The organism is Streptomyces sp. CA-106110 (assembly GCF_050936285.1).
In the GTDB taxonomy this organism is placed as follows: Bacteria; Actinomycetota; Actinomycetes; order Streptomycetales; family Streptomycetaceae; genus Streptomyces.
Genome location: NZ_JBNJNB010000001.1, coordinates 9,275,134 through 9,290,142, shown reverse-complemented (window position 1 = coordinate 9,290,142; position 15,009 = coordinate 9,275,134). Strand labels below are relative to the sequence as shown.

Annotated in this window: 13 protein-coding genes; 3 read left to right on the top strand and 10 right to left on the bottom strand. The window is 70.1% G+C overall.

What is annotated here, in order from left to right:
- Positions 1–110: 110 nt before the first annotated feature.
- Together ACQEXA_RS42785 and ACQEXA_RS42780 are read right to left on the bottom strand one after the other, a co-directional pair.
- Positions 111–2,726, bottom strand: a complete 2,616-nt coding sequence (locus ACQEXA_RS42785; protein ID WP_432925855.1) for an ABC transporter permease/substrate binding protein — start codon at positions 2,724–2,726, stop codon at positions 111–113.
- Complete coding sequence (locus tag ACQEXA_RS42780; RefSeq protein ID WP_361003106.1) at positions 2,719–3,804, bottom strand: quaternary amine ABC transporter ATP-binding protein; 1,086 nt, start codon at positions 3,802–3,804, stop codon at positions 2,719–2,721. Before ACQEXA_RS42780 ends, ACQEXA_RS42785 begins: the two co-directional genes overlap by 8 nt.
- 184 nt (positions 3,805–3,988) lie before the next feature.
- Here ACQEXA_RS42780 and ACQEXA_RS42775 point away from each other — a divergent pair, with 184 nt between their 5' ends.
- Together ACQEXA_RS42775 and ACQEXA_RS42770 are read left to right on the top strand one after the other, a co-directional pair.
- A complete protein-coding gene (locus ACQEXA_RS42775) occupies positions 3,989–4,918 on the top strand; it encodes a 5'-3' exonuclease (RefSeq protein WP_359390228.1) in 930 nt (309 codons plus the stop codon).
- A 101-nt stretch (positions 4,919–5,019) separates the two neighbouring features.
- Positions 5,020–5,865 carry a siderophore-interacting protein gene (locus ACQEXA_RS42770; RefSeq protein WP_432925857.1) on the top strand — a complete coding sequence of 282 codons (846 nt, stop codon included), beginning with the start codon at positions 5,020–5,022 and terminating at the stop codon, positions 5,863–5,865.
- Positions 5,866–5,924: 59 nt separating this feature from the next.
- Here ACQEXA_RS42770 and ACQEXA_RS42765 read toward each other — a convergent pair whose 3' ends face one another.
- From ACQEXA_RS42765 to ACQEXA_RS42755, 3 genes are all read right to left on the bottom strand, one after another.
- Positions 5,925–6,701 carry an ABC transporter permease gene (locus ACQEXA_RS42765; protein WP_359389708.1) on the bottom strand — a complete coding sequence of 259 codons (777 nt, stop codon included), beginning with the start codon at positions 6,699–6,701 and terminating at the stop codon, positions 5,925–5,927.
- On the bottom strand, positions 6,698–7,711 hold the full coding sequence (locus ACQEXA_RS42760) for an ATP-binding cassette domain-containing protein (protein WP_433132706.1): 1,014 nt from the start codon (positions 7,709–7,711) through the stop codon (positions 6,698–6,700). Before ACQEXA_RS42760 ends, ACQEXA_RS42765 begins: the two co-directional genes overlap by 4 nt.
- A gap of 221 nt (positions 7,712–7,932) precedes the next feature.
- Positions 7,933–8,583 (bottom strand): PadR family transcriptional regulator, encoded by a 651-nt coding sequence (locus ACQEXA_RS42755; RefSeq protein ID WP_433132704.1) that lies wholly within the window; start codon positions 8,581–8,583, stop codon positions 7,933–7,935.
- Positions 8,584–8,875: 292 nt separating this feature from the next.
- Between ACQEXA_RS42755 and ACQEXA_RS42750 the strand changes: the two genes are divergently transcribed.
- The gene (locus ACQEXA_RS42750; protein WP_432925864.1) at positions 8,876–9,817 is read left to right on the top strand and encodes an RluA family pseudouridine synthase; all 942 of its coding nucleotides are present in this window, start codon (positions 8,876–8,878) and stop codon (positions 9,815–9,817) included.
- A 4-nt stretch (positions 9,818–9,821) separates the two neighbouring features.
- On the opposite strand, the gene ACQEXA_RS42745 is transcribed toward ACQEXA_RS42750, so the two are convergent.
- The 5 genes from ACQEXA_RS42745 to ACQEXA_RS42725 all read right to left on the bottom strand — a co-directional run bounded on the left by ACQEXA_RS42745 (position 9,822) and on the right by ACQEXA_RS42725 (position 14,478).
- Entirely contained in the window at positions 9,822–11,339 is a 1,518-nt protein-coding gene (locus ACQEXA_RS42745) for a cytochrome P450 (RefSeq protein WP_433132702.1), read from the bottom strand.
- Between the two features lie 86 nt (positions 11,340–11,425).
- The gene (locus ACQEXA_RS42740; RefSeq protein WP_432925868.1) at positions 11,426–12,046 is read right to left on the bottom strand and encodes a GTP-binding protein; all 621 of its coding nucleotides are present in this window, start codon (positions 12,044–12,046) and stop codon (positions 11,426–11,428) included.
- Complete coding sequence (locus ACQEXA_RS42735; protein ID WP_432925870.1) at positions 12,027–12,461, bottom strand: DUF742 domain-containing protein; 435 nt, start codon at positions 12,459–12,461, stop codon at positions 12,027–12,029. The genes ACQEXA_RS42740 and ACQEXA_RS42735 overlap by 20 nt, the downstream gene beginning before the upstream one ends.
- Positions 12,458–12,865, bottom strand: a complete 408-nt coding sequence (locus ACQEXA_RS42730; protein ID WP_432925871.1) for a roadblock/LC7 domain-containing protein — start codon at positions 12,863–12,865, stop codon at positions 12,458–12,460. The genes ACQEXA_RS42735 and ACQEXA_RS42730 overlap by 4 nt, the downstream gene beginning before the upstream one ends.
- Entirely contained in the window at positions 12,862–14,478 is a 1,617-nt protein-coding gene (locus tag ACQEXA_RS42725) for a sensor histidine kinase (RefSeq protein ID WP_432925873.1), read from the bottom strand. Before ACQEXA_RS42725 ends, ACQEXA_RS42730 begins: the two co-directional genes overlap by 4 nt.
- Positions 14,479–15,009: the final 531 nt, after the last annotated feature.

Below are 15,009 nucleotides of genomic sequence, written 5' to 3'. Positions count from 1 at the left end.
GGGCGCCGAAACAGGGTTCGGCGCCCCCGGCCGGCCGGGTGTGATGTTGGGCGGGACCGCGGATCCGACGGGGTTGTCCGGATCCTTCCGGTACGCGGTACCCGCACGGACTACTGCGGAGCCATCCGCTCCACCATCTCCGGGTGCTGATCCAGCCATGCGGCCACGGTGGCCTCCTCGTGGCCCTGACCGCGGTTCTTGATCTCGCTCTCCAGGCTGCCCAGTTCGGCCTCGCTCATCCGGAAGTTCTTGATCCACTTCGTGAGTTGCGGATACCGGTCCGGGAACGCCCGGGCGGAGATGGTGCGGATCGTGTTGCCCTCGCCGAACAGCTTCTTGTCGTCCTTCAGCTTGGTGAGCTGGTACTCGCTGTAGGCCCAGTGCGGCGACCACAGGACGACGGCTACGGGCTCCTTCTTGGCGTAGGCGCGCTTCAGCTCGGCGAGCATCGCGGGCGTGGAGCCGTCCACGACCTTGTACTCCTTGTCGAGGCCGTAGCCAGGCAGCACCTTCGTCTTCAGGAGGTTCATCTCGCCCGTGCCCGGCTCGATGCCGACGATCCGGCCGCCGAAGGTCTTCCCCTTGCCCTTGAGGTCCTCAAGGGACCTGACGTCCTTGACGTACGAGGGCACGGCGATCTCCAGCGACGTCGGCTGGTACCAGGTGCCGAGATCGGTGAGTCTGTCCTTGCTCTTGTCCCAGTAGTTCTGCTGCGCGTACGGGAGCCACGCGTCGAAGTTGAGGTCGAGGTCGCCGCCCGCCAGACCGGTGTAGACCGGGCCGACGTCCATCTGCTTGAGGTTCAGCTTGTAGCCGCGCCGCTCCAGGACGTTCTTCCACAGGTAGGTCACGGCCACGTCCTCGTCCCAGGGGAACCAGGCGACGTTCAGGGCGCGCTTCGCCTCGGCCGGGCTGCCGGCGGCGGAGTTCTGGACGGGGGCGAGCTTGTCCACGAGCCCGGGGTACTTCTTCAGCCAGCTGCGCACGGCGTCCTGCTGCCTGCCCTGGCCGACCTTGTTGATCTCCGCCTCAAGGCCGGTGAGCTGCTTCTCGTCCATCTTGAAGTTCTTCAGCCAGGTCCCGACGACGGGGTTGTCCTGCGCGAATCCCTTGCGGGAGAGCGTGTGCACCGAATCGCCGCTGCCCCAGGCGCCCATCGGGTCCTTCAGCTTCTTCAGGTCGTAGTCGTTGTACGCCCAGTGCGGCGACCAGAGCGTGACGACGATGGGCTCCTTCTTGGCGTACGCGCGCTTGAGCTGCGCGAGCATCGCGGGAGTGGAGCTGTCGACGACCTTGTACTCCTTGTCGAGGCCGTACTTCTTCAGGACCGTGCTCTTGAGCAGGCCCATCTCGCCCGCGCTGGACTCGATGCCTGTGATCTGCCCGCCGAACGTGGCGGCCTTCCCCTTGAGGTCCGCCAGCGAGTCGATGCCCTTCATGTACGAGGGCACGGTCAGCTCCAGCGACGTCGGCCCGTACCAGGAGCCCACGTCGTCGATCCGGCTGCCGTACTTCTTCCAGTACTGCGCGTGCGTCGTCGGCAGCCAGGAGTCGGTCTCGAAGTCGACGTCGCCCTGGGCCAGCGAGGTGTACAGCGGTCCGGCGTCGAACTGCTTGACGTCGACCTGGTACCCGCGCTGCTCCAGGATCTCCTTCCACAGGAAGGTGGAGGCGACGCCCTCGTCCCACGGGATGTAGCCGATGGTGATCTTCTTGCCCTGCCCGACGTTCTGTGCGTCGGCGGCGGTGGCGGACTTGTCCGCGCCACCGAAGACGCCCATGCCGCCGGCGGCCAGCGCGAGCACGACCACACCGATCACGGCCACGGCGGGCCGGGGGCGGTACGACCAGATCTTCAGACCCTGCGCGGCGCGCAGCCGGGCGATCGCACGTCGGCCCAGCGGGGAGACCTGGGTGCCGAGAGCACTGGTCATCCGGTCCAGGTAGATCGCCAGGATGACGATGGCGACCCCGGCCTCGGCACCGAGACCCACGTTGAGCTGGCCGATCGCCTCGTTCACGTCGCCGCCGAGGCCGCCCGTGCCGACCATGCCCGCGATGGCCGCCATGGACAGGCCCAGCATGATCACCTGGTTGACGCCGGCCATGACCGTGGGCAGGGCGAGCGGCAGCTGGACGCGCAGCAGCGTGTTGCGCGGGGTGGTGCCGAAGGCGTCGGCGGCCTCCACGAGCTCCTTGTCGACCTGGCGAATGCCGAGCTCGGTCATGCGGACGCCGGGTGCGAGGGCGAAGATCAGCGTGGCCACGATGCCGGCGGGCGCGCCGGTGCCGAAGAACAGGATCGCCGGGATGAGGTAGATCATCGCCGGCAGCGTCTGCATGAAGTCGAGCACCGGCCGCACCAGTCCGCTGATCCGTGCGGAGCGGGCCGCCCAGATGCCCACGGGCACGGAGATCACGAGCGCGATGAGGGTCGCCACCAGAACGAGCGACAGGGTCACCATCGCGTCCTGCCACAGCTCCAGGGAGTCGATGAAGGCGAATCCCACGAAGGTGAGGAGGCCGGCGGACGTGCCGCGCAGCCAGAACGCGATCACGGCGAGGATGCCCGCGAGCAGCAGCGGCTCGGGAGCCTGCAGGACGGTGTCGATGCCCTCGAAGGTGCCCTGGAACACGATCTTGCAGAAGTCGAACAGCCACCCCATGTGGTGCAGCAGCCAGTCGACGGCGGAGTTGACCCAGTCGCCGAACGGGATCCTAGGCACGAGCGGTCACCTTCCCGCCCTTGTCCTGCGGGCAGTCGCAGGGCTCGGGCCCCTCCGCCCGGTCGCCGAGGAAACCGACGAGGCGCTGCCGGGGCACGACGCCCACAAGCCGGCGCTCCTCGTCCAGCACTGCGACCGGGTGGCTGACGCCGGCGCTGATCGCGCACAGCTCCACGAACGGCGTGGCGGGCGTCGCGGTCGCGCAGTCGCAGTCAGCCTCGTCGCCCCGCACGGACGTGTCCATGACGGCTCCCGCGGTGAGCACCCTGGAGCGGTCGACGTCCTGGGTGAAGGAGGCGACGTAGTCGTCGGCCGGGTGCACCAGGATGTCCTCGGCGGTGCCGATCTGCACGATCCGGCCGTCCCGCATCACGGCGATGCGGTCGCCGAGGCGCATGGCCTCGTTGAGGTCGTGCGTGATGAAGACGATGGTCTTCTTCAGGGTCTTCTGCAGCTGGAGGAGCTGGTCCTGCATGTCACGGCGGATCAGCGGGTCGAGCGCGCTGAAGGACTCGTCCATCAGCAGCAGATCGGCGTCCGTGGCGAGGGCGCGGGCGAGACCCACACGCTGCTGCATACCGCCGGACAGCTCGTCGGGCCAGGACTTCTCCCAGCCGGCCAGGCCACACAGGGCGAGCGCCTCGTCGGCACGCTTGACGCGCTCGGCGCGGGGCACGCCCTGCACTTCCAGGCCGTAGGCGGCGTTCTCACGGACGCTGCGGTGCGGGAAGAGCGCGAAATGCTGGAAGACCATGCTGATCTTCCGTGAGCGGACCTCGCGCAGCTCGCGGGGGCCGAGAGCGGTCAGGTCCTGGCCGTCGAAGCGCACGTGTCCGCCGGTGGGCTCGAGGAGTCCGTTGAGCATGCGCAGCAGCGTGGACTTGCCCGATCCGGACAGGCCCATGACGACGAAGATCTGCCCGGGCGCCACGGTGAAGGAAGCGTCGATCACGGCGGCAGTGGTGCCGTCTGCGCGCAGTTCCTCGCGGCCGGCTCCCTGCCGGAGCCGTTCCACCGCCTCGTCCGGTCGTCTCCCGAACACCTTGTACAGGTGCTCGGCCTCAAGCGTGGCTGCCACTGCGTACCTCTCGTCTCGAAGCCTGCGAGCCGCTGCAAACGTTGAATCTGCAATCGGCATCGCTCCGAGCCGCGCCTGCCCTCGGCTGTCCAGGGCAAACGCAGAGGTGTTTCTCTTCACAGGACGTTAACGGGTGCCACGTAGCGCTCGGCGCGGCAGTATGCCGTCAGTGCCGTACGGCATGATGCGCAAGGTGACCCGACGCCTGATGCTCCTCGACACCGCCTCGCTCTACTTCCGCGCCTACTTCGGCGTCCCGGAATCCGTGAAGGCCCCGGACGGCACGCCTGTGAACGCCGTGCGCGGGCTGCTCGAATTCATCGACCGCCTGGTCCGCGACCATCGCCCGGACGACCTGGTCGCCTGTATGGACGCGGACTGGCGCCCGCACTGGCGGGTCGAGCTGATCCCGTCCTACAAGGCGCACCGCGTGGCCGAGGAACACGCGGCGGGCCCGGACGAGGAGGAGGTGCCGGACACGCTGTCCCCGCAGGTGCCGGTGATCGAGGACGTCCTGGACGCGCTGGGCATCGCGCGCGTGGGTGTGGCGGGGTACGAGGCGGACGACGTGATCGGCACGTACACGGCCCGCGCGAAGGGCCCGGTGGACATCGTCACCGGCGACCGCGACCTGTACCAACTGGTCGACGACGCCCGCGGGGTACGCGTGCTGTACCCGCTCAAGGGCGTCGGGACGCTCCAGCTCACCGACGAGGCGTTCCTGCGGGCGAAGTACGGTGTCGACGGACCCGGTTACGCGGATCTGGCACTGCTGCGCGGCGACCCGAGCGACGGGCTTCCGGGTGTGCCGGGCATCGGCGAGAAGACCGCCGCGAAACTGCTCACCGAGTTCGGGGACCTGGCCGGGATCATGGCCGCGGTCGACGACCCGGCGTCCCGGCTCACCCCGGCGCAGCGCAAGCGGCTGGACGAGGCCCGCCCGTATGTCGCCGTGGCGCCCGAGGTGGTCCACGTCGCCGGCGACGTGCCGCTGCCCGAGGTGGACCCGGCCCTGCCCCGTGCCCCGCGCGACCCCGCCGCAGTGGACGCACTCGCGGCCCGCTGGGGCCTGGGCGGCTCCCTGCAGCGCCTGCTCACCACGCTCGGCATGTGACGGTTCCGGCAAGGGGTGTGAGCAAGCCTTCCTGGGAGAGGTGTCTACTGGATCGAGGTGCTAGCTTAGGTAAACCTAAGCGAGGGAACTGGGAGGCCGTCATGGCAGAGCGCCCGGCAGGCGGGGGCCGCAGGACCCACTCCGCGCAGGTCGTCCGCACGGAGCGACTGACCCCGCACATGCAGCGGGTGGTGCTCGGCGGAGACGGCCTGGCCGATTTCACGGTGGGCACCTGCACCGACCACTATGTGAAGCTGCTCTTCCCGGCCGAGGGCGTCACCTACCCGGAACCCTTCGACATGCAGCGCATCCGCGAGGAAGTCCCGCGCGACCAGTGGCCGGTGGTCCGCACCTACACCGTGCGCGCCTGGGATCCCGAACACCGCGAGCTGACGCTGGACTTCGTCATCCACGGCGACGAGGGCCTCGCCGGGCCCTGGGCGTTGCGCGTCCAGCCGGGGCAGACCGTGCGCTTCATGGGCCCCGGCGGCGCCTACGCCCCGGACGCCGGCGCCGACTGGCATCTGCTCGCCGGGGACGAGAGCGCGCTGCCCGCGATCGCCGCCGCCCTGGAGGCGATGCCGGAGGGGGTGGAGGCGTACGCCTTCGTGGAGGTCTCGGGTCCCGAGGAGGAGCAGAAGATCGACTCCGATGTGGAGGTGGTCTGGCTGCACCGCGGGGACCGGCCGGTCGGCAAGGCGCTTCTGGAAGCGGTCCGCGCGCTGGAGTTCCCCGAGGGCCGCGTGCACGCCTTCGTGCACGGTGAGGCCAGTTTCGTGAAGGAGCTGCGCCGGCTGCTGCGGGTGGAGCACCACATCGCACGCGAGGACCTGTCGATCTCCGGGTACTGGCGGCTCGGCCACAACGAGGACGGCTGGCAGGCGTCGAAGCGGGAGTGGAACGCGCGGATCGAGGCGGAGCAGGAGGGCGCGGCACCGGCCGCGTGAGACATCGGCAAGGGGGCGGCACCCGCTGGGTGCCGCCCCCTTCGTCCTGCTCCGGACCCCTACACCGAACGCTGGTAGGACCGGAACGTCCGGATCGACAGCCACACCGCGAAGACCGCGAGCGCCAGCAGCGCCCCGCCCCGGCTGCTCACCGCACCCCAGTCGGGGTGCTGGGACATCGCCGAACGGCCCGCGACCATCGCCCAGTTGAGCGGGTTGAAGTCGGCGATGTGCCGCATCCAAGAGGGCATCTGGGACGGCGCCATGAACGCCGAGGACAGGAAGGTGAGCGGGAGCAGCAGGAAGGTGTTGATCCCGATGATCGACTCCCGCTCCTGCACCAGCATGCCCAGCGCGTTGGACAGCGCCCCGAAGACCGTGCCGAGCAGCACGGAGGCGAGCACGAGGATCGCGACCCCACCGGCACCGCCCGGGTAGTCGGCCCCGCCCAGCAGTCCGAGCAGCACGATGATCACGGATTGCAGGGCGGTGATCAGGCCGTTGTTGACGACGTTGCCGTTCATCAGCGCGGCCCGGCTGACCGGTGTGGTCAAGAAGCGGTTGAGCGTGCCCCGCTGGATCTCCTCCAGCGTGCCCATGCCCGCCCACATGTTGGAGCTGAGCGCGCTCATCACGACCACGCCCGGCACCAGGTAGTCCAGGTAGGAGGTGGTGCCGAAGCCGCCGAGTTCCACGACCTTCTTGAAGAGGTTGCCGAACAGGAACAGCCAGATCACCGGCTGGATCAGGGTGATGACGGCGTACGCGGGCTGCCGTGCGAACACCATGAGCTGACGCCGGGTCATGTACCAGGTCTGCGAGACGGCTGTGCTCATCGCGCACCTCCGGCAAGGGCGAGGACACCGGCGTCCTCGGCTTCGGCCTCGGAGAAACGCCGGCCCGCGTAACGCAGGTACACGTCGTCGAGCGAGGGGCGGGCCACGGTCGCCGCGGCGACACCGACCCCGGCGCGCTCGAGCGCCGCCAGCAGCGCGGGCATCGCCGCCGCACCGTCGTCGGCGCGTACGCTGGCTCGGCGCCCGTCCAGGTGCACCTCGTGCACACCGGGCAGCCCGACCAGGGCGCCCCTGAGCAGCGTGCGTCCGGCATCGCCGACGGCTTCGCGCAGTTCCAGGTGGACGGCGTCGCCGCGCAGTTCACCCTTGAGCGAGTCGGGGGTGCCCTCCACGACGACCCGGCCGCGGTCGACGATCGCGATGCGCTCGGAGAGCCGGTCGGCCTCTTCCAGATAGTGCGTGGTGCGCAGGATGGTGAGGCCCTCCTCGCCGGCGAGCCGGGCGATCTCCTCCCACATGGCGGTACGGGCCTCCGGGTCCAGTCCGGTGGTGGGCTCGTCGAGGAAGAGCACTTCCGGCCGGTGCACGAGTCCGAGCGCGACGTCGAGACGGCGTCGCATACCACCGGAGTAGCCCTTAACCTGGCGGCCGGCGGCATCGGTGAGCGTGAAGCGCTCGAGCAGCTCGTCCACCCGTGCGTTGACCGCCCGGCCCTTCAAGCCGTATAGCCTGCCCTGGAGTTGGAGGTTCTCGCGGCCGGTGGCGACCGGGTCGGCACCGGAGTTCTGCGCGACCACGCCGATCGCGCGGCGTACCCGGTCGGGGTGGCGCAGCACGTCGTGGCCTGCGACGGTGGCCGAGCCCGAGTCGGGGCGGGCCAGAGTGGTGAGGATCTTGACGGCGGTGGACTTCCCGGCGCCGTTCGGGCCGAGGAGCCCGAAGACGGTGCCCGGCTCGACGGTGATGTCCATGCCGTTCAGCGCGGTGACATCGCCGGAATAGGTCTTGATCAGCTGGCGCGCCTCGACTGCGGGCGCACGGGTGGTCATGACGACTGCTCTCCTTGGACAGCGGGCGGCGGGTCCACATGCGCGGAGGGCACGCCGCCGGGATCAGCGGATGACGGCTGATCCGTGTGAAGAGCACCGGGCTATCCTGGGTGTGCCGCACCTCGATCGCCTGGATGTGCCTCACGGCGGATTCAGCTCGGGGTTCGAGACCCTGGCGGGACTGCTGCAACAGCCCTGCCGGGGTCCTCTCCTTGTGGCGGCTACGGACTTTCGCGTTCGCCGCCGTCCAGTTGCGCAAACTCCTCGGGGACCTCCCCCGTCTCACTGAAGGTCCGCCACTCCTTGACGCCGGGCAGCGTGCCCGACCTGATCTCCGCGAGGAAGCCGCGCACCCACGCGGCCTCCGCCTCGATCATGTGGAGTTTGTACTCGGTCTCGACGAGGAAGAGCCGGGGAAGCGTCTCGTAGAGCTTCTCCAGGCCACCGCGCGCGCTCGCGGCCTGCACCTCGAGGGTGTCCAGCCGCTCCCTGAGGAGACGGGTCACTTCGTCGGGGTGGAGCACTCCCATGAGCGAGAGCGCCGCCTCGAAGATGGGGAACTCCTGCGCGGGGACGGCCAGCAGATCCGAGAGCCACTCGGTGGCCTCTTCCCGGCCAGCGTCCGTGATGCCGTAGAGCGTGCGTTCGGGCCGGTTGCCCTGGCGCTGCACATCGGCGACCTCGACGAAACCGTGTTTCTCCAGATTCTGGACGACGGTGTAGAGCGACCCGTAGTTGATCTTCAGACTGGTGTCCTTGCCGCGGCGGCGCAGGGTCTGGGCGATCTCGTACGGGTGCATGGGTTTCTCGGTGAGCAGCACCATGACCGCGAGTGCCAGCGGGTTGGCCAGCTTTCGGCGTTTCGTCGCCACGGAGGTTCACCTCGATCCGTCTCCGAATATCCGTGCACGAACATATCGCGACCGGGATCCGGGAGTCAACACACACGATGTATCGCGTTCGCGGTGCGCAAGGCCTTCGGCGCAGAGCTGGTGGCGGCCCTGCGGTGGCTCCGCAGGACTGGTCGCTGAGAGTCCCCGAAGACGGCCGGCACCGGAATGCCGATCGCCTTCCATCCGCCGGGCTCTGGCAGCGGAGCCAGCCACCCGGGACCCATCCGCCTGATCGGCCAGGCCACCGCGGCACCTCGTACGCTTGGCGGTGATGCGACGTAAGGCCCGGATCCCACCCTCTCCCCTCCCCCAGCGCGACGGGGTCGATCCCGTACGGGTGCGACTCCCGTTCGACGGCGAGTGGGCCACCGTGCGGGACCATCTCGTGGCCCGGCTCGCGGCCGGGGACGGGGTCATCGACGGCATGCTCGACGCGGGCCGGATCGTCGGGGCGGACGGCCGTGCCGTCCCGCCCGACGCGGTGTATGTACCGGGCATGTACGTGTGGTTCCACCGTGCGCTGCCCGACGAGGTGCGGGTGCCCGCGCCGGTCGAGGTGGTCTACCGCGACGAGCACATCGTCGTCGCCGACAAGCCGCACTTCCTCGCCACCACCCCGCGCGGCAGCCATGTCGCCGAGACCGCCCTCGCCCGGCTGCGCCGCGACCTCGGCATACCGGCCCTGTCGGCCGCCCACCGGCTCGACCGGCTCACCGCCGGGCTGGTTCTGTTCACGGTGCGACCGCAGGAGCGCGGCAGCTACCAGACGCTGTTCCGCGACCGGCGGGTCCTCAAGGAGTACGAGGCCGTCGCCCCCTACCGGCCCGAGGTCGCGCTGCCGCTGACCGTCCGCAGCCGGATCGTCAAGGAGCGCGGGGTCATGGCGGCCCGGGAGGTCACGGGCGAGCCCAACGCGGTCAGCGGGATCGAACTGCTGGAGCACCACGGCGGGCGCGGGCGCTACCGGCTGCTCCCCCGCACCGGCCAGACCCACCAACTGCGTGTGCACATGAACGCGCTGGGACTGCCGATCCTCGGCGATCCCCTCTATCCGCTGGTCGCCGACCCACGACCGGACGGTGACTTCCGGCACCCGCTCCAACTCCTGGCGCGGTCGCTGGAGTTCACCGATCCGGTCACGGGGCGGGAGCACCGCTTCGTCAGCGGGCGGATCCTCCAGGCCTGGTCGGCGTACGACGAGTGGGCCCGATAGCGGCTCAGTCGCCCCGCCACCAGCGCAGCACCCGCTGCCACAGTCCGGGGCGGCTACGCTCGCCGGCCGGGTCCGCCGGGGACGGCCCGGCGGCGGGGTGGGGCGACACCGGCGGAGCGGCCGCCGGCTCGGGCGCCGGCCCGGTGGTCTCGGGTCCGGGAGTCGTGATCAGCCAGCCGGGGCGCTGGTGCGGCACCGCGTGCATGGCGGGCCGCTGTGTCTCCTCCTGGGGCGGCCTCGGCTCGAACCGCACCGGGAGCTCCATCAGGTGGCGCGAGGCGATGGACCCGGTCCAGCGCAGTTCGTCCTCGTCGCAGTCCAGCCGGATGTCCGGCAGCCGCATCAGCAGCGCGTCGACGCCGGTGTCGGCGATGGCACGGCCGACGTCCTGACCCGGGCACTCGTGCGCGCCGCCACCGAAGGCGAGGTGGGAGCGGTTGCCCTGCATGCCGGCGGCGAGGTCGGGCCGTACCCGGGGGTCGACGTTGCCGGGCGCGATGCCCAGCAGCAGTCCGTCGCCCTTGCGGATGCGCCGGCCGCCCAGTTCGGTGTCCTGCTTGGCGAAGTAGCCGAGGATGGTGCTGAACGGCGGCTCGTCCCACAGGGACTGCTCCACCGCCTCGGGCACCGTCATCTGCCCGCCGTTGAGCTGGGCCCTGAACCGCGGATCGGTGAGCACCACCCGCAACACATTGGCAAGGAGGTTGGCGGTGGCCTCGTAGGACGCGATCAGGACCAGCCGCAGATGCTCCCTGATCTCGTCGTCGGTGAGCCCTGCCGGGTGGTTGATCAGATGGCTGGTGAAGTCGTCCTCGAACTGGGCCCGGCGCGCGGCGGTGAGCCGGGTGAGGGCGTCCACGATGTACTGGTTGCTGGCGATCGCGGTCTCGGTGCCCTTGAGCATGTCGCGGGCGGCGTGCACGATGTGGTCGCCGTACTCGTCGGGCATACCGAGGACCTCGCACATCACCGCCATCGGCAGATGGTCGGCGAACTGGCCGACCAGGTCGGCGCGGCCCTCCTCGCAGAACCGGTTGACGAGGGCCTGGGTGGCGCGGTTGATGTAGCGGCGCAGCCCCCGGTAGTCGATGGTCGAGATGGCGCCGGTTACGGCGCCGCGCAGCCGCAGGTGCTCGTCTCCCTCGGCGTACGAGCAGATGGGCTGCCAGGCGAAGTGCGGTGTCAGTGGGTGGTCGGGCTTGATGTGGCCGTACAGCAGCGGTGCCCAGACCCGGCTGTCCCGGGTGAAGTGCACGGGGGAACGCACCATGTGCAGGTTCTCGCTGTGTCCGAGCACCACCCAGATCGGCACGTCGTCGTGGAGCAGCGCGGGCGCCACCGCACCGTGTTCGGCGCGCATCTTCTCGTACAGGGCTCCCAGGTCCCCCGCCTCGGAGCCGAACAGCCTGTGCGCTCCGCCGGGGCCGCGGCCGTGAGCCGGGCAGCCGGGCGGCGGGACGGGTCCGGCGTCATCTGTACTGGTGAGGTCCCGGCCGGTCAGGGAGTGGGATTCAGGCGTCACGATGATCGCTCCGAGTCTGAGGTTGGGTCCGGTGTCGGGGGCTGGTGACGGGCGATGGGGACGGGTACGGCGCGTGCGTGTGCGGGTCAGACGGGTGCGCGGGTCACGGCCAGGGCGTGCAGGAAGCGCATCAGCGTCATTAGTACCTCGCGGCTGGAGGCCCGGCGCCGGGCATCGCACTCCACGATCGGGATCTCGTCGGGCAGGTCGAGTGCCGCCCGGAGCTCCTCCATGGGGTAACGCGGGGCGTCGGGGAAGGAGTTGACGGCGATCACAAAGGGCACGCTGCGCTCCTCGAGGCGGCCGATGACGCCGAAGCTCACCTCCACGCGGCGGGTGTCGAGCAGGACGATCGCGCCGAGGGCGCCCTCGAACAGGCCGTTCCACAGGAACCAGAAGCGTTCCTGGCCCGGGGTGCCGAACAGGTACAGCACCAGTTGCTCGGTGATGCTGATCCGGCCGAAGTCCATGGCCACGGTGGTGGCCGTCTTGCTGTCGGAGCCGAAGTTGTCGTCGACCCCGAGGCCCGCCTGGGTCATGGTCTCCTCGGTCGTCAGCGGCCTGATCTCGCTGACCGAACCGACCATGGTCGTCTTGCCCACTCCGAAGCCGCCCACTATCACGATCTTGACCGCGGCCTGCGTGGTGTGCGGCAGGTGGTCCTCGGCCCGTGGACCCGGGATGGTGTCAGAGCCTTTGCAGTCCATGCATCACCGCTTCGAGGAGGGAACGGTCGGGCGTCGCCTGCCGGACGACGGGGGCGCGTGCCTGGACCAGTTCGGCCGCCAGCAGGTCGGTGAGCAACACGGTCACCACGCTGAACGGCAGGCTGAGGTAGGCCGAGATCTCGGCCACGGACAGGGGTGCCCGGCAGAGCCGGAGCAGCGCCGAGTGCTCCGGCGTGGCCGTGGGCGGTGGGTCGGCGCTCGCCACGATCAGGGTGACCAGGTCGATGGGGGCCCGCTCGCCCCCGTCGGTCGCGCCGGTGAGGATGTACAACCGCTCGGGGTTCTTCGCCTCGCCCTCCTTCCCGGTGCCCGCTGTGTCGGGTGTATCAGGTGTGCCGGGCTCCGGCGGAGGCTGCTGATCGGGGTGACGGCGACGGCGCTGCGGAGGAGTCATACGGCCTGCCCGTTGCGGCGTGGCGGACTTGTGAGGTGGGAGCCGATGCGCAGGACCAGGTCGCGCATCCGGTTGCTCATCAGCCCGGCCTCCGCGACGGTGTCGGCGAGCACGGCCAGGTACGCGTTGGGGCCGGCCGCCATCATGTAGAAGTAGCCGCCGTCGATCTCGATGATGACCATGCGCATCCGGCCGTCGCTGTCCGGGATCTCGGCGGCGACCGCTCCGGCCAGGCTCTGCAGCCCGGCGCAGGCCGCGGCGACCCGGTCGGCGGCGTCGGGGTCGCCGCCGTAGCGGGCGATGCGCAGTCCGTCGGCGGAGAGCACCACGACCTGGTGCACGCCCGGTACGCCGTCGGCGAGTTCCTTCAGCAACCAGTCGAAGTTGCCTCGCTGCTGGATCACTTGAAGTCCCCCTCGTCGGCCTGGGCGGCTGCCGGTTCGTCGTCGGTGAAGTGCGGATCGTCGGCCGGAGGCCCGGCGGAGAAGGCGTTGGGGTCCGGGTCGGCCTTGAGCCCGTTCATGAACGCCTCGACCCACAGCCCGGGTGGCGGCTCCTCCTTCTCCGGTTCCGGCTCCGGCGTCCACGGGGAGTGCGTCGCGGCCTCCGCGGCCTTGGCCGCCGCCTCGGCCGCGGCGGCCTCCGCGATCCGCCGGCTCAGCGGGATCTTGACCCGGCTGCGACGCTGCGGCAGCCCGCCCGCGGTCCACTCGGTGACCACCGGGACGTCGTCCTCCATGGCGATCTGCTCCGGGATCCGGGGCCCGGTGGTGGGGCGGCGCTTCTTGGCCTTGCGTTCGGGGCCCTCGACTCCGTCGTTGTCCAGGGTCGGCACCGAGGTGGCGCCGATGCCGTGGGCGAACCCCGGCGCGGGGTCGGTGGTGAGCATGTCGTTGGGGATCACGACGATGGCGCGGACGCCGCCGTAGGCGGACTGCCGCAGCGAGACATGCATGTTGAACATCGACGACAGGCGCCCGACGACGGCGAGCCCGAGGCGCGGGGCCTCGCCGAGCTCCTGCACGTCGACACCGGCCTGTGCCTCGACGAGCTTGCGTTCGACCCTGGCGTGGCTCTCCTCGCTGAGGCTGATGCCGCCGTCCTCGATCTCCACGGCGATGCCGGTCTGCACCTCGGTGGCGGTGACGTGCACCTTGGTCTGGGGCGGCGAGTAGCGCGTCGCGTTGTCGAGCAGTTCGGCGGCGGCGTGGATGATCGGCTCGACCGAGATGCCCTTGATGTTGACCTTGGCGATGGAGTGCAGCTCGATGCGGCGGTACTCCAGGATGCGGGACATGGCGCCGCGCAGCACGCTGTACAGCGGGACGGGCTGGGGCCACTGGCGCCCGGGACGGCCGCCGCCGAGGACGGCGATGGAGTCGGCGAGGCGGCCGATCAGCGCGGTGCCGTGGTCGATGCGCAACAGGTCGTCGAAGACCTCGGGGTTGCGGCCGTGGTCCTCCTCCATCTCCCTGAGTTCCTTGGCCTGCTGATGGACGATGGCCTGGACGCGGCGGGCGATGTTGACGAAGGCGCGCTGCGAGGAGTCGCGCAGCGCGATCTCGCGGTCGACGATCTGGAGCAGGGTCCGCAGAAGCTGCCGCTGCGGCTGGGGAAGGCCGCGGAACTGCGGACTGCGGTCGACGACCGTGCGGATCACCTCGGCGGGAGAGACGCCCCCGCGCAGGGTGTCGAGGGCCCGGACCAGGATCTCGCTGCGGAAGTACTCGATGTCGTCGTCCTGGGAGGCGATGCGCTGTTCTAGGTAGGCGGTGCGCTGCGCGAAGTCGGCGCGCAGGGCGCGGACGGTGCGGCCGCGGCGTGCCGCCAGCGCCGCGACGGCCGTCACCAGGACCGTGGCGACGGCTCCGCACCAGCCGACCGGGGCCCGGGCCTGATCCGGGACCACCGCGGCGGCGGCCCCCGTCGCCGCCGCCATCAGTATGGCGGGCACCAATAACTCGCGCGCGTAGGGAAGTTCACGGCCACCGGTGGGAGGCGATGGGACACTCACCATGTATGCCCTCTGAGACGAATCGGCTGGTTCGGGAGGCTTGCAGCGGGAAAGCGAGGGTATATTCCGGATCAGACGTGGGGGATGAAACGGAACTCTCGGTATATTTATCAACAGACGCTCGATTTCACCTCAACTCGGTGCGTCGCGGGCGAGCTTAGTCCGGCCGGATCATCGCCGTGTCATATTCAGCAAGCACCTGAAATGCCCTCAGGGGCGGGAGTAATCTCAGCCTATTTGCACGCTGCGGCATTATTTGAACACGCAACGTCACGGCGTACTGGTATGCGAGTCAGGCCGCTCGCCGAACGAACGCCCGCTTCGCAGGGGTGAGTTGAGGGAGTGTCAAGCCCCGGCGACGCGCAGTGCGGCGTCCGCCGTCGCCGGCTTCCTGTGCGAGCCGAGCGCCCTCGCGGACGCCGAGAACATGACGCGGTACGGGGGCTGGCGGGCCTGTCTGAACCGCCGCGCTGGCCGGCGCCCCTGAGGGGCCCTGGAGCGGCAGGCGGCTCCGCCGCGTGGGCGCGATCGACC